Below are 14,818 nucleotides of genomic sequence, written 5' to 3' on the forward strand. Positions count from 1 at the left end.
GTGTAAAGTTTTCTGGCGAATTCAATTATACCTTATCTTCATGCTGTTTGTTTTTCATACCACAAAGATCAACACGCCCTAATCATTTTGGTGTATTAAAACGTTCCTAAAATCGTCAAAAACTAGAGATTATGTCAAGAACCGTCAGTAAAATGTAAAAAGCTGTAAGCATAACTCCGTTTGCTGTTGTATGTCAGTTAACATTCAGTTTGAGCCGCTAGTATTGAACCCAGTTATGTAAAAACATAAACGAGGCAATACTATGAAACTTACTTTTTTACTACCTGCCCTGCTCGCCATTGGCGCAGTATCAGGCTCTGCGCTTGGAGCACAAAACGAGCGAGAGAATGATAAAAGCTTTAAACGCGATCACGACAAACGTGTTGAATATAAACGCGATGAACGCCGCCATGAAAAAAAGCAGCGTATTGAGCATAAAAAAGAAAAACGAGAAGACCGTAAGCAAGAAAAACGTAAACTTGCTAAGTACAAACAGGAAAAGCGTGAACTACACCGCTACAACCAGCGAAAATATAACTACTTAACAAGCCATCATAATTCAGTCCCTTACAGACAAAATCGATTTATAAACCATTTACCACGCAATAGCGCATCAATCAGATTTAATGGTATTTCGTTTACGTTTAACGACGGCCTTTATTACCGTAAAGCTAAAAGAGGCTACCATGTTGTTAAACCACCTAGAGGCCTGCGTATAAATACGCTACCAAGAAATTACAGGCATTTTAAACACCATAATACGACTTACTACACTTATCAAAATGTGTACTACATTGCAGATAATAATGGTTATACGGTTGTTGATGAGCCATCAACTCGCCTTAATCAGGCAATAAAAGTGGGTAATGTGAATGACTATAGCTTGGGCCAAACTTACGATTCATTGCCTAAGACAGCACAGGCCGTAATAATTAACTCACAGCAGTATTTTAAATACGGCGATATTTATTTTTTACCGCAAATAAGTGGTGACGACATAAAATACCTTGCCATAAAGCTAGGTTAAACTCGCTATAAATTAAAAGGCCTTACTGTAAATAGTAGGGTCTTTTTCATTCCCCTCCGTAGGTAGTAATTTACAGCAATAAAATCAATTCTCTCTAAACATTAACATGTCTTAGTATTTGTAAGCTTTTTTGTTAAACTAGCTCGCATATTAATAGTGAGAGTGTATTTATGTCGGGTGAGTTTCCACGTGCTGGTTTTTGGCGCCGTTTTGCGTCGTTGGTCTACGATACGTTAGCCATTATTGCGTTTGCGATGTTAACTGTAGTGCTGTATTTATTTGCAGTACAGGGGCTTATTTCTCTCGATGTAATTAGTTTAAATGGCGCAGAGGATGTATCTGCATTTATTCAAAATTCAAATCTTCTTTCGGGTATTCGTACCGCTCTTTTAATTATTGTTAGCTTAGTATTTTTTGGCTACTTTTGGACTAAAAGCGGGCAAACCATTGGCATGCGTGCATGGCGTTTAAAAGTACAAACTCTTGAAGGTAATTTAATTAGCTGGCCGCAATCAATTATCCGCAGCGTTAGCGCTTTACTCGGTCTAGGTAATTTGGTGGTGTTAGTCGATTTTAAAAACAAAAAAGCACTGCAAGATTACATCTCTAAAACAGAAGTTATTGCACTTACTAAAGAAGAAAACAGACGTATTTATAGTGAGCTTGATTAATACCAGCTTTCCAAAACTGGTAATTAAAAAGCAAAAAGGGTGACTACTGGTCACCCTTTTTAATGCTTTGAATAGGTACTCTATACCCGTTTATTCATCAAATATGTCGCAAAGCCTATAAATATAATACTGGGCAATACCGCACCTATAATGGCAGGTATTTGGTAAACCATAACTACAGGGCCAAATATTTCATTAGTTAAATGAAACACGATCCCCGTTACAACACCCATAATAATACGTGCGCCCATAGTAACGGTACGCAGCGGGCCAAATATAAACGAGAGCGCCACCAGCAGCATTACCGCTACAGATACAGGCTGCATAAGCTTACGCCACAGAGCGAGCTCGTAGGTACTGGTGTCTTGTTCGTTTTGCTCTAAGTAAGTTAAATACGACCAAAGCCCAGTAAATGAAAGTGACTCTGGTTTTACCGAAACAACCCCTAACTTTTCAGCGGTCAATTGTGAAGGGTAAAACTCTTCTGGTAGTTGCTCTGTTGTGGTTTTTTCGCTCGTAATAATAACCTTATTTACATCACGAAGTAGCCAGCCTTCTTTTCGGCTCAGTGCATCTTTTGCTTTAGTGATTTGGGTAAGCTCTAACGATTTGTCAAAGTGGTACATGTGTACCCCGTTGAGCCTGCCGTTTTCGTCAACATCTTCAATATTAATAAAATTGCTGCCGTCTTTAGCCCATACACCTTTTTGTGTGTTAAATACATCGCCGCCATGTATTGCTTGGTTACGCATTTCTTTGGCGTGTAATTGCGCTTCAGGTGCACCCCATTCGCCAAGTGCCATCATGCATACAGCCATAAATATAGCCGTTTTCATTACAGAGCCAATTATTTGTAAGCGCGACATACCAGCCGCTTGCATCACTACCAGCTCACTGTTTGAGGCAAGTGCCCCCAACCCCGTTAAGCCACCAATTAGCGCAGCCATCGGAAAAAACACCACTAAATCGCCAGGTATTGTGTAAAGCGTGTAAAGCATTGCGGTCATTAAATCGTAACTGCCACGCCCTACCGACTTTAGCTGGTCGATAAACTTAATTAAGGTGCTAATACCAACAAGTACCAACAATGCAAAGCCGGTAGTTTGTAAAATACTGCGGCCTAAATACCAATCAAGCGTTTTCATCATGAGCCTAACTCCCGCTTAGTTACAACGGCTTTAAGCCAAGCGCCCAGCGGCCGCCCTTTTATAATTAATAATCCACCTATAAACAAGGCACTTAGGTGAATCCACCACAAGCCAATTGAAGGCGGAATTTTGCCATCTTCAACTGCAAATTTAGCGGCATTTAGTAAAATAAAATAGCCTAAGTACAAGCTTATAGCAGGCACTAGTTTTGCAAATTTACCTTGGCGAGGATTAACCACACTTAGCGGTACTGCCAGTAAGGTAAGTAACGGAATTGATAATGGAATAGCGAGTCGCCACTGCCATTGAGCAATAGATTCAGGAGTATTAATGGCGAGTAATTGATTAGTAGGCACAGCCTCTAATTTACGGCGTTGGTGCTCTATTTCTTGTTCTCGTATTTGTACGCTGTAACCATCAAATTCTGTTAAGTTAAGTGCAGGCGTTGTGCCATCTGTTTCGTAACGTTTACCGTCTGTTAGCACGAGCTGTTGCTCACCATTTACTGCTTCAACCACAACACCTTGCTCTGCATATACTAAGCGCGCTAGGTTGCCTTTTTCGCTATCGGGTAACTGTGCAACAAATACCTTATTGAGCTCTTTGCCACCCTTTTCAATATTATGAATAAACACCACGGCTTTTTCGTTACCGGTTTCTTGGAACCGCCCAGCTCTGAGTGCGGATAGCCCCGCATCGGCTTTGGCTTGTTCTTTTAATTGATACTCTTGCTCGCTTGCCCACGGCGCTATATACATAGTCAGTGCTGCGGCTAATATAGCAAGCCCTACACTTGATATAAGTGTTACGCGCACAACATACCATTCACTTACGCCACAGGCTTTAAGTACGGTCATTTCGCTATCGGCGTAAATACGGCTGTAGGCTAAAATAATGCCTAAAAATATACTCAGCGGAAGTATTAGCGAGGCTAGTTGTGGAAGTTTTAGTGCAATCATCGATAGCACTAATTTAGCAGGAATGCTGCCCTCAGAGGCATCACCTAAAATACCAACTAACTTTTGTGACAAAAATATTGTCATCAAAGTTAAAAATACGGCGACCTGCGATTTTAAAACCTCAGCGGTCAAATAACGGAAAATTAGCAATGCTCGCCCCTGTTAAACATGGAATTTCACTACGATAGTGAGAATTGAATAGTTAAATAGCTATTTTACCCAATTAATACCGGCAAATAGGCTATTATTATAAGCCATCAAAATTAATTATCCTACCTAAGTGCACGATATAATGTTGCATTAGTAGCCCTTAAGCATATAAAGTTCAATTACACAGTAAGAGTCTAGGGCCTGTTTATCTTTCGAGGTTAAATTTGCAGCAGTACGTTTGGTATTTAGGTAAGGCAGAGCCTATGTAGTGTGGTTATTCCCCATAAATAGGCGATAACGCAGCATAAATGCCAAACATGCGCTGCCCGAAGGGTTCTGCCTAGGGGCAATTTACTCTTTGTTGCTCGGTTTTTACTTAGCCCACTAAGTTACACACCTCGCGCCGCGATTAAATAGCCCCTAGATTGAACAAATTTTAATCCTGAAAGGTCAACAGGCCCTAACAAAATCAGCTAAAATAAGAATTATCCTTACATAAGTTACGTAGATAAGACTAGAAAATACTTTTTTAGCCCCAACTTACTAACTTAAATGACTCAAAATCAGGAGTGACAATGGAATTTAACGTAAAAAGTGGTAGCCCAGAAAAACAGCGCAGCGCATGTATTGTGGTTGGCGTTTACGAGCCACGTAGGTTATCCCCCATTGGTGAACAACTCGATAAAATTAGCGATGGTTATATCTCTAATTTACTTCGCCGTGGCGATTTAGAAGGTAAGCCAGGCCAAGTTTTATTATTGCATCATGTACCAAACGTATTAAGCGAGCGCATATTGCTTGTTGGTTGTGGCAAAGAGCGTGAGCTTGATGATAAGCAATATAAACAAATTATTTCTAAAACTATTAATACCTTAAACGAAACGGGCTCTATGGAAGCAGTTTGCTTTTTAACAGAGCAACACGTTAAAGGTCGCGACACTTACTGGAAAGTACGTCAAGCAGTAGAAACAACACAAGATTGCTTATACACGTTTAACCAATTAAAAAGTAAAAAAGTAGACCCTCGTCGTCCACTTCGTAAAATGGTGTTTAACGTACCAACTCGACGCGAACTAACGATTGGCGAAAGTGCTATTGAGCATGGTTTAGCCATTGCCGCAGGTAGTAAGCTGTGTAAAGACGTGGCTAATATGCCACCAAATATTTGTAACCCAGTGTACTTAGGGGAACAAGCACAAGAGCTGGCAACTAATTTTGACAATATCACCGTTGATATTATTGGCGAAAAGCAAATGGCAGAACTAGGTATGAACTCATACCTAGCTGTTGGCCGCGGTAGTGATAACGAATCAATTATGTCGATTATTAACTACAAAGGCGCCGCTGACGACCAAGCCCCTATTGTACTTGTTGGTAAAGGCTTGACGTTTGACTCAGGCGGTATTTCATTAAAACCAGGCGAAGGCATGGATGAGATGAAATACGACATGGGCGGCGCTGCTGGTGTTATTGGTGCAATGCGTGCACTTGCACAAATGCAATTGCCGATTAACGTTATTGGTGTTTTAGCTGGCTGTGAAAACATGCCTGGCTCAAACGCATATCGCCCGGGTGATATTTTAACAACAATGTCGGGCCAAACAGTTGAAGTGTTAAACACCGACGCTGAAGGTCGTTTAGTATTGTGCGACGCACTAACGTACGTTGAGCGCTTTAACCCAGATACTGTTATTGACGTGGCAACACTGACAGGCGCTTGTATTGTAGCCCTTGGCGCGCATGCAACTGGTTTGCTATCAAACCATAACCCACTTGCACACGATTTGTTAAAAGCGTCAGAGCAAAGTGGCGACCGTGCATGGCAGTTACCGTTATGGGATGACTATCAAGATCAACTAGATAGCCCATTTGCTGACTTTACAAACTTAGGTGGACGCTCTGCAGGAACAATTACTGCGGCATGTTTCTTGTCTAAATTTACTAAAAAGTATAATTGGGCGCATTTAGATGTTGCTGGTACAGCGTGGCGCAGTGGCGCTAAAAAAGGCGCAACGGGTCGCCCTGTTCCAATGCTTACTCAGTATTTACTAAATAGAGCTGGTGTAAGTGAAGCAGCTCAAGATTAAACGTTTAGTTTAAATTAATATCTGTTTATAAGGCGCCGTTTGGCGCCTTATTTATTTGTGTATTAATTGAAGCAAACCCCGTTATATGGCAAAATCTGCCTCTTAATTTATGTATATCAATTTGGTATACATTCAATGTCATGGGAAACCCCGATACAATGAACATGAACGCTAAATTTTTCGTTCTAAAGCAACAAGATGAGTTAACAGCTAAGGCTGACGATCATTTTGCTTTGGCTGCTCAAATTGCGGCCGATCAGTATCGAAATGGGCAGCGTGTGTTTATTTGTGTTAACGATAATGAAGCAGCCTGTGCCATTGATGAAATAATTTGGGCATTCGATCCAGATAGTTTTGTGCCACATAATTTACAAGGTGAAGGCCCTAAAGGCGGCGCACCGGTAGAAATTGGTATTACGCCACCTGTTGGCAATCGTAAAGTTTTAATTAACTTGGCTACTCAGTTACCGGATTACATTCGTCGGTTTAACCAAGTTTTTGATTTTGTACCCGTAGAACCAGCTGCTAAGCAAGCAGCCCGCGAGCGTTTTAAAAAGCTACGCCAACTCGGTGCCAATCTCACCACGCAAGATATTAATAGCTAGCCAATCAGGCAAACTAACCAACTAATTTAAGTACTTATTTAAGGTTCTGTGTAATGGATAAAACCTACAATCCGCAAGATATTGAACAGTCGCTATATCAAGACTGGGAACAAAAAGGCTACTTTAAGCCATCTGGCCAAGGCGTACCATATTCAATTATGATCCCGCCGCCAAATGTCACTGGTAGCTTACACATGGGCCACGCCTTCCAAGATACAATAATGGATACCCTAACGCGTTTTAAACGTATGCAAGGTAACAACACATTATGGCAAGTAGGTACTGACCACGCAGGTATTGCAACGCAAATGTTGGTTGAGCGTAAACTGCATGCCGAAGAAGGCAAAACACGCCACGATTTAGGCCGCGAAGATTTTATTAATAAAATCTGGGAATGGAAAAAAGAATCTGGCGGCACTATCACTAAGCAACTTCGTCGCCTTGGCGCATCGGTTGATTGGGATCGTGAACGCTTTACCATGGATGATGGTTTATCTGAAGCTGTTAAAGAAGTGTTTGTACGCCTTCATAAAGAAAACCTAATTTACCGAGGCAAGCGCCTAGTAAACTGGGATCCAAAATTACACACGGCTATTTCTGATCTTGAAGTTGAAAACAAAGACAAGCAAGGCCACATGTGGAACTTACGTTACCCACTGGCTGATGGCGTTACAACACAAGACGGAAAAGACTACATAGTAGTAGCAACAACACGTCCTGAAACCATGTTGGGTGACTCAGGTGTTGCAGTAAATCCTGATGATGAGCGCTACACAGATTTAATCGGTAAAGAGATTTTATTACCCATCGTTAATCGTCGTATTAAAATTGTTGCTGACGAACACGCCGATAAAGATAAAGGCACGGGCTGTGTAAAAATAACCCCAGCGCACGACTTTAACGATAACGAAGTGGGCAAGCGTCATCAAATGCCTATGATCAACATTTTCGATAAAGACGCCGCTATTCTTACCCAAGGTGAAACATACACCTTTGACGGTAAAGAGCTTGAGTTTGATGCACCAATACCTGAGCGCTTGCACGGCCTTGATCGTTTTGCAGCGCGTAAAGCAATTGTGGCAGAATTTGAAGAACTAGGTTTACTTGAAAAAATTGAAGACCATGGTTTAACGGTTCCTTACGGCGACCGCTCTGGTGTGGTAATTGAGCCACTACTTACCGACCAATGGTATGTACGTGTTGCACCACTTGCTGAACCTGCAAAAGACGCTGTTAAAAACGGCGATATTCAATTTGTACCTAAGCAATACGAAAACATGTACTTCTCGTGGATGAACGACGTACAAGATTGGTGTATTTCACGCCAGCTTTGGTGGGGTCACCGCATTCCAGCTTGGTACGACAATGAAGGTAACGTATTTGTTGGTCGCGACGAAGCCGAAGTTCGCCGTGAAAACAACATTGCAGATAACGTAACGCTAAGCCAAGACGAAGACGTACTTGATACATGGTTCTCATCAGCGCTTTGGACTTTCTCTACACAAGGTTGGCCTGTAAATACCGATGATTTAAAAACCTTCCACCCGTCTGACGTGCTGGTAACTGGTTTTGATATTATTTTCTTCTGGGTTGCGCGCATGATTATGATGACGCTGCACTTTGTAAAAGACGAAAATGGCAAACCACAAGTTCCGTTTAAAACCGTGTATGTAACGGGTTTAATACGTGACGATAATGGCGATAAAATGTCTAAGTCAAAAGGTAACGTACTTGACCCACTAGACATGATTGACGGCATTGAACTTGAAGACCTAGTACAAAAGCGTACTGGTAACATGATGCAGCCAAAACTTGCCGCTAAAATTGAAAAAGATACGCGTAAAGTTTTTGCAGGCGGTATTGAAGCACACGGCACCGACGCCCTTCGCTTTACACTTGCTGCAATGGCATCTACCGGTCGTGATATTAACTGGGATATGAACCGCCTTGAAGGTTACCGTAACTTCTGCAACAAATTATGGAACGCAAGCCGTTACGTGCTAATGAACACAGAAGAGCTCGATTGTGGTTTTGCAAACGATGCTGATAAAGAGTTCTCATTAGCTGACCGTTGGATTTTAGGTCAATACGAAGCTACCGTTAAAACCTACACTGAGCACTTAGATAACTACCGTTTTGATCTAGCTGCTAACACGCTTTACGAATTCACTTGGAATCAATTTTGTGATTGGTATTTAGAGCTAACTAAACCAGTATTGTTTAAAGGCAATGAAGCACAGCAACGTGGTACACGCCATACGTTAATAACGGTACTTGAAAGCTTACTGCGTTTAATGCACCCAATGATGCCATACATTACTGAAACTATTTGGCAACGTGTTGCACCACTTGCAGGCCTTGAAACAGAGAACACCAGCATTATGGTTCAGCCGTTCCCTGTATATAACGAGTCAAGCGTTGATGCTAAGGCAATGGACGACTTAGAGTGGGTTAAACAATTCATTTTAGCTATTCGTAATATTCGTGGTGAAATGGATATTAGCCCAAGTAAACCGCTTAGCGTTTTACTTGCAAATGCATCGAGCGACGACGTGCGACGCATTGAAGAAAACAAATCATTTTTAGCGTCCCTTGCAAAAATTGAAGAGTTTACAATGCTTGAAAACAAAGATGACGCACCAGCATGTGCAACATCTTATGTTGGCAACCTTGAGATCATGATCCCAATGGCAGGCTTAATTGATGTGGAAGCCGAACTTTCACGTATTAATAAGCAACTCGAAAAAGCAGAAAAAGGCCTAGCACAAGTGCAAAACAAACTCGCTAACGAAAAGTTTGTTAATAATGCGCCTGAAGCCGTACTTGCTAAAGAAAATGCAAAACTAGCTGAGTTTAGCGATGCTAAAGCTAAGCTACTTGAGCAAAAAACTAAAATAGAAAGTTTATAAGCTTTCGTAAAATTCCTATTAACACTATTTAATAGGCATTAAAAAAGCCGCTCACTTATTGAAGTGAGCGGCTTTTTTGTGCCCTGTGATTAACTACAAGACACTTCTACATTAAAACTTGTAGTTGTACTGAGCGCCAATAAGTACTGCATTACCTTCTGACTCAAACTCAAATCCATCTTCTTCAAAGTTCTGAGTTTTACCGCGAATAATACTTACACCTAAATCAACATTTGATTGCTGGTCAATTGCGTAGTTACCGCCAAATGAGAACCAAAAACGATCTGTATCTGGGATAGAGATCGATAGGTGATCTTGTGAAACTGGAGATTCATCAAATGCTACACCAGCACGAAGTAGTATGTCTTCATTTAACTGGTAATCAGTACCTACTGAGTAACGGAAAGAGTCAGAGAAGTCTTCTGTTTTTTCAAAACCTTGCTCTGGTGGTAAACCAACTTCAGCTTCTAATTTGTCAAAGCTACTCCATCCAGTCCATAGTACGCTGTAGTGTAAACCTAACTTTTCATCTAACTGATGTGAACCAGAAAATTCAGCGATAGCGGGTAGAGTAATATCAACAGAACCTGAGCGCTCAGCGATACCACGTGCAGCGCTTGAATAAGTTCCTTCAAATGTTATATCTGTTTCTGTACGATAATTAAAACCAAAACGGCTATTTTCATCAAGTTGATACATTAGGCCAACATTTAAAGCGTATCCAGTGTCATCACCTTCAAGATTTACAACTTCAGTTTGGGCCGGGTAAGGTAATGGAGTCTCACCTAAATGTCGAACAATCTCGGCCTCTGCATAAACCACATTCAAGCCAATACCATAGCTAAACTTTTCAGTAACTTTATAAGCAACGCTTGCATTTAAGTTAACAGTAAATATTTCTGTTTTACCTGCAATCTGTCCTGCTGCATAGTCATCATCAAAGTCTGTTGATAAACCAAAGTTAGAAAATGCACCAAAACCAAGTGAGATTTTATCGCTGTAAGGCATAGTAAAGTAAGCTGCTGGTACCACTGCACTTGGGGCAATGCTATCGTCATCTAATGAAGATTGATCAATACCAGTTGGCGCGCCTTCACCTTCTAAGCTTACATCTGGGATTACGCCAATAGCTGCAACACTTAGTTGCTTGTCTTTAAATAAAGTCATTAGTGCTGGGTTACGTGCAACTACAGACGCGTCGTCTGCGATAGAAGCCTCACCAGCGTATGCACGGCCTAAACCCGATGCATTTTGCTCTGATAATTGAAACGCGGCTGCAAAACTATCAGCCGAAACAAATGCAAGCGAAGCTGCAATAAAAGTTTTAGAAAATTTCATTGTTGAGTCCTTAACCAAACTGACTGTTTGGGTACTATGTGTGTTGTTATTAGGATTTAAAGCGTAGTTACACTACCTTAATTTTTTGTAAAAAACCCTATGAATGCGTCAAAAAACGGTAAAAAACATGTTTTTTAACGACATCTTAACAACTATTTAAAACTCATCGGATGAGAAGTGTGGTATTAGAGTAAACACTCTAAATGTAACTGATTATCATTTAGATTGACTTGGGGTGTAGAGCAAATTACACTCTTTATAAAATCACTAAGGAAGTAACGCTGTGATCATTTCACTTATTATTGCGGGGCTAATGTTTTGTGGGACGAGTGTATTTTGCTTTTACAAAGCAAATTACTGTGCATGTACTCAAGCTGGACAATGTAATAACCCAGTAACTCATTATTGGCTAGGAGCAATGTTAAATGCGTTAATATCTTTAGCGCTGTGTTGTTTTGCATTGCACGTAGAGCTAGGCACTTTGTTATGGTTAACATTAATGGGGAGTTGCTTTTTAGGGGCGTTTATTTCGGCTAAGCAAAGTAAAAAAAGACAATGTAGAAAAACTAATTCAACAAATGCTCTTTTAGCAGGCGAGACAAATTAATCTGATAATCTAAGGGCTTAACACTTGATAGTATTTTAAGCTCTTGGGTGTGCTCACTTAAATCGATGTCTTTCGGTGTAACATGATGATTGTGCTTAGCATTATAAAATAGCTTAATTTTAGGTTTAATAGGATTTAATACGTTCCTTTCAAGCACTAAGGCTAAACGTTCATTCGTTAATTTTACAATAGTTCCTACCGGATGAACCCCTAAACACTTTATAAAACGCTGTACTAACTCACCATCAAACAATTGCTTATTGGCTAATAAGTACCGCAATGCGTTGATTGGTTCATCACCATCTTGATGCATTCTATCGGCAGTCATTGCATCGTACACATCTACAATTGCCATTATACGCGCTGGACGACTTAACTTCTCTGCCTGTAGGCCTCGCGGATAACCAGAGCCATCTAAGCGCTCATGATGATTCACTATCATATCAAGCATAAGGGGTGTTATACCCTTCTCGCCTTTAACTAAACCCAAACCTTGCGCTACATGCTTTTTAATCGCTAAGAGCTCATTATTAGTAACCTTAGTTGGCTTTGAAAATATACCCTGCGGTAATTTAGCTTGGCCTAAATCATGAAGTAACGCGCCCATGGCAAGCTCTTGCACAACAGCCATTTTGTACCCTAAGTATTTAGCAAATACAGCGGTAAAAATGGCGCAGTTGATCATATGCCGCCAGTTATAGCTGTGTTTATCTTTTATACGAGTAAGAATAGTCATGGCGTTGGCATTACGAAAGACTGAGCTGACTATCTCGCTGGCAATTTCATCAAGCACTTTTATATTAACACTCAGGCCAGATGTTAAATCGCCATATAATGATTGTAACTTTCGGCCATGCTGATCGTAATTTACAGTCGCTTTAGCAAACTCCTGTTCGATAGAAATAGCTATAGGTGTTTTTTCTACTTTTTTTTGGCTATTAGATGTTTTAGGTGCGCTTTGGGGCTTATATTTGGCAGGAACTGGCGCATCACCTTTAGTAAAATCTATAAGCAGCTCGAGCACCCCTTCAGACACTAAACGCTTAATAATAGATTTGTCGCGCACCAAGCCACTGGTCTTAATTTTTATGCTATTGATCCCCTCGTGTTGCTTAGTAACGCTATCAACGTACATACCAGGGGTGAGCTCAGACACAGGCAAAGTAATTAGCATAAAGGTGAGATTTTTTACATTTAAAGTAGATGTACCTTAAATAGCATTAATTAAGCTTAAAAGTCTAGTTTTTGAGTTGTAAGTAGTGATATATAACTACAAAAGATTACTTGCTGTATCACTCTTATTAGCTGTAGTGGGTAACCTTATTTTATGGATAATTAAAACCCTCTTCTATTTTCTTAATAACCTACAACCATTTAGCACTTAAAAGACTATTTGAGTATTATTTTTACGCTTTTAAACAAACTTAATTAACCTAATTTGAACATAATGTGGTTTTTTCTCGGTCTAAATATACACAACAGCTATAAAAATTTAAGAGCATCAACGTATATGACAAAATTAAACCACCCCGTATCAAACCTAAGTGTGGCTGCAATAAACACAGCCTCGCCTTTGGGTCATATACTAAAAATAGCCGCTCCGCTGCTCGATAGCCTATTGGGCATCAATAAGCTACGTGATATATACCTCTGTAATAATTTATCGGGTTTAGATAAACAAGAGTTTAGTGAAAAGCTGTTAAATGTATTAGGTATTAATGTGCTTGGTGCACAAGATGTTATTAACAAAATACCAAAGCATGGTCCTTGCATAGTGGTATGTAATCACCCTTATGGCATGATTGAGGGCGTAATTATTGCAAATTTACTCACCCATTATCGTAGCGATACAAAAGTAATGGCTAACGTGGGTTTAAAAATATTTAAAGAAATTAAAGACTATTTTATTTTTGCTAACCCACTAAAACCAAAAGCAGCCATTAATACCAGCTCAATAAAACAGTGTTTTAGTCATGTTAAAATGATGGCTTACTTGTGGTTTTTCCTGCGGGAAGAGTGTCATTTTTTCAATCAGAAAAACAACGTGTAACTGACGGGCAATGGAATCGCTTAACCGCTCAACTAGCTTTAAAAACACAAGCTCCTTTATTGCCTGTATTTATTAGCGGTCAGAATAGCTCAACCTTTTATAACTTGGGGCGTGTTTACTACCGATTTAGATTATTAATGCTAATACGTGAATTACTTAAAATTCAAAAAAGGTCCATTAATTTAGGTGCTGGTAATTTACTTACACCCAAGTTATTAAATAAGTTTGAGAAAACTGACGACATTAACGATATTGCGCGCCTGCTTTGCTATTTAAACGATGAACGCTTTGTAACACCTTGGCAAGACGATGCCCAATCAATGCAACTAAAAGCGATTATGCAGGATGTCGATAAAACAAACATGACGAGTGAACTTGCTAGCTTACCAAGCGAGCAGCACTTATTAGACTTTAAAAGTTACTCCGTTTATTACGGTTATCAAGATCAAATACCTAATTGTGTTGCTGAAATAACACGCCTCAGAGAAATAACCTTTCGTACATTAAACGAAGGAAGTGGCGAGCCATGCGACACAGATAAGTTTGATGCGACTTACATGCATTTGTTTATTTTTGATCATAAAAATGAAGAAATTATTGGTGCTTATAGAATTGGACAAACCGATTTATTACAAAAAAATAGCGACGTGAGCGCCCTTTATTTATCGCAAATGTTTAATTTTGAACCCTCTTTTATTAATCAACAACAGCCGTGCTTGGAAATGGGTCGCTCGTTTATAGTTCAAAAACATCAAGGCAGTTACCATGGCTTATTACTGCTATTTAAAGGGATTGGTGCGTTTATGGCGCAAAACCCACGTTATAGGACTTTATATGGCACGGTTTCATTAAGTAAGCTTTACGACCCTCGTTCTGTCGCAATTATTGACCATGCTATGGTTAATAATAAACAAGGTGTTAGCGCCAATACGCCTTTTAATAATAAAATTCATCCAGAGTTTGAAGACTTCATTAATGATCACACGTTAAACATAGATCATGTATCAACATTGGTTATGGGAATAGAAGAAGATAAAAAAGACATACCGATTTTATTAAAGCAATATCATAAGCTAGGCGCTCAATTTCATTGTATGGGCATTGATAGCAACTTTAATCACACCCCAGGATTACTTTTAAGTGTGCACCTACCAAGCGCGCCTGAAAAGCTACTTAAGCTCTATCTTGGCGATAAAAAAGATGGTTATATAAATCACTTATAATTTTTATCGCTGTATTAATACAGCAGGTAAAATACAGTTAACAA

At 39.9% G+C, this 14,818-nt stretch carries 12 protein-coding genes; 8 read left to right on the plus strand and 4 right to left on the minus strand.

Annotated features, from left to right (window positions below; all coding sequences use genetic code 11):
* Positions 1 to 262 precede the first annotated feature (262 nt).
* Positions 263 to 1,027 carry a DUF6515 family protein gene (locus L655_RS0109460; RefSeq protein ID WP_024604877.1) on the plus strand — a complete coding sequence of 255 codons (765 nt, stop codon included), beginning with the start codon at positions 263 to 265 and terminating at the stop codon, positions 1,025 to 1,027.
* Positions 1,028 to 1,197: 170 nt separating this feature from the next.
* Positions 1,198 to 1,698 (plus strand): RDD family protein, encoded by a 501-nt coding sequence (locus L655_RS0109465; protein WP_002962012.1) that lies wholly within the window; start codon positions 1,198 to 1,200, stop codon positions 1,696 to 1,698.
* 80 nt (positions 1,699 to 1,778) lie between these two features.
* Here the strand turns inward: L655_RS0109465 and lptG are convergent, their stop codons facing one another.
* Both lptG and lptF read right to left on the minus strand, forming a co-directional pair.
* A complete protein-coding gene (gene lptG / locus L655_RS0109470; protein ID WP_024603537.1) occupies positions 1,779 to 2,846 on the minus strand; it encodes an LPS export ABC transporter permease LptG in 1,068 nt (355 codons plus the stop codon).
* The gene (gene lptF, locus L655_RS0109475) at positions 2,843 to 3,955 is read right to left on the minus strand and encodes an LPS export ABC transporter permease LptF (RefSeq protein WP_002962016.1); all 1,113 of its coding nucleotides are present in this window, start codon (positions 3,953 to 3,955) and stop codon (positions 2,843 to 2,845) included. Before lptF ends, lptG begins: the two co-directional genes overlap by 4 nt.
* Positions 3,956 to 4,530: 575 nt before the next feature.
* Between lptF and pepA the strand changes: the two genes are divergently transcribed.
* The 3 genes from pepA (at position 4,531) to L655_RS0109490 (ending at position 9,556) form a co-directional block, all read left to right on the plus strand.
* Complete coding sequence (gene pepA, locus L655_RS0109480; RefSeq protein ID WP_024604878.1) at positions 4,531 to 6,042, plus strand: leucyl aminopeptidase; 1,512 nt, start codon at positions 4,531 to 4,533, stop codon at positions 6,040 to 6,042.
* A gap of 158 nt (positions 6,043 to 6,200) precedes the next feature.
* The gene (locus L655_RS0109485) at positions 6,201 to 6,647 is read left to right on the plus strand and encodes a DNA polymerase III subunit chi (protein WP_024604879.1); all 447 of its coding nucleotides are present in this window, start codon (positions 6,201 to 6,203) and stop codon (positions 6,645 to 6,647) included.
* Positions 6,648 to 6,700: 53 nt separating this feature from the next.
* Positions 6,701 to 9,556, plus strand: coding sequence for a valine--tRNA ligase (locus L655_RS0109490; RefSeq protein WP_024604880.1), 2,856 nt, complete (start codon positions 6,701 to 6,703; stop codon positions 9,554 to 9,556).
* A 111-nt stretch (positions 9,557 to 9,667) separates the two neighbouring features.
* Here L655_RS0109490 and L655_RS0109495 read toward each other — a convergent pair whose 3' ends face one another.
* Positions 9,668 to 10,894 carry an outer membrane protein transport protein gene (locus L655_RS0109495; protein WP_024604881.1) on the minus strand — a complete coding sequence of 409 codons (1,227 nt, stop codon included), beginning with the start codon at positions 10,892 to 10,894 and terminating at the stop codon, positions 9,668 to 9,670.
* A 283-nt stretch (positions 10,895 to 11,177) separates the two neighbouring features.
* Here L655_RS0109495 and L655_RS1000000127725 point away from each other — a divergent pair, with 283 nt between their 5' ends.
* Positions 11,178 to 11,501, plus strand: coding sequence for a hypothetical protein (locus L655_RS1000000127725; protein ID WP_024604882.1), 324 nt, complete (start codon positions 11,178 to 11,180; stop codon positions 11,499 to 11,501).
* Here L655_RS1000000127725 and L655_RS0109505 read toward each other — a convergent pair.
* Positions 11,461 to 12,675, minus strand: coding sequence for an HD-GYP domain-containing protein (locus L655_RS0109505; protein WP_024604883.1), 1,215 nt, complete (start codon positions 12,673 to 12,675; stop codon positions 11,461 to 11,463). The two genes, L655_RS1000000127725 and L655_RS0109505, sit on opposite strands and share 41 nt — an antisense overlap.
* 336 nt (positions 12,676 to 13,011) lie before the next feature.
* Here L655_RS0109505 and L655_RS1000000127935 point away from each other — a divergent pair, with 336 nt between their 5' ends.
* Complete coding sequence (locus tag L655_RS1000000127935; protein ID WP_241764469.1) at positions 13,012 to 13,551, plus strand: hypothetical protein; 540 nt, start codon at positions 13,012 to 13,014, stop codon at positions 13,549 to 13,551.
* Positions 13,518 to 14,774 carry a GNAT family N-acyltransferase gene (locus L655_RS01000000125370; protein WP_241764470.1) on the plus strand — a complete coding sequence of 419 codons (1,257 nt, stop codon included), beginning with the start codon at positions 13,518 to 13,520 and terminating at the stop codon, positions 14,772 to 14,774. The genes L655_RS1000000127935 and L655_RS01000000125370 overlap by 34 nt, the downstream gene beginning before the upstream one ends.
* Positions 14,775 to 14,818: the final 44 nt, after the last annotated feature.

The organism is Pseudoalteromonas sp. TAE79 (genome assembly GCF_000498015.1).
In the GTDB taxonomy this organism is placed as follows: domain Bacteria; phylum Pseudomonadota; class Gammaproteobacteria; order Enterobacterales; family Alteromonadaceae; genus Pseudoalteromonas.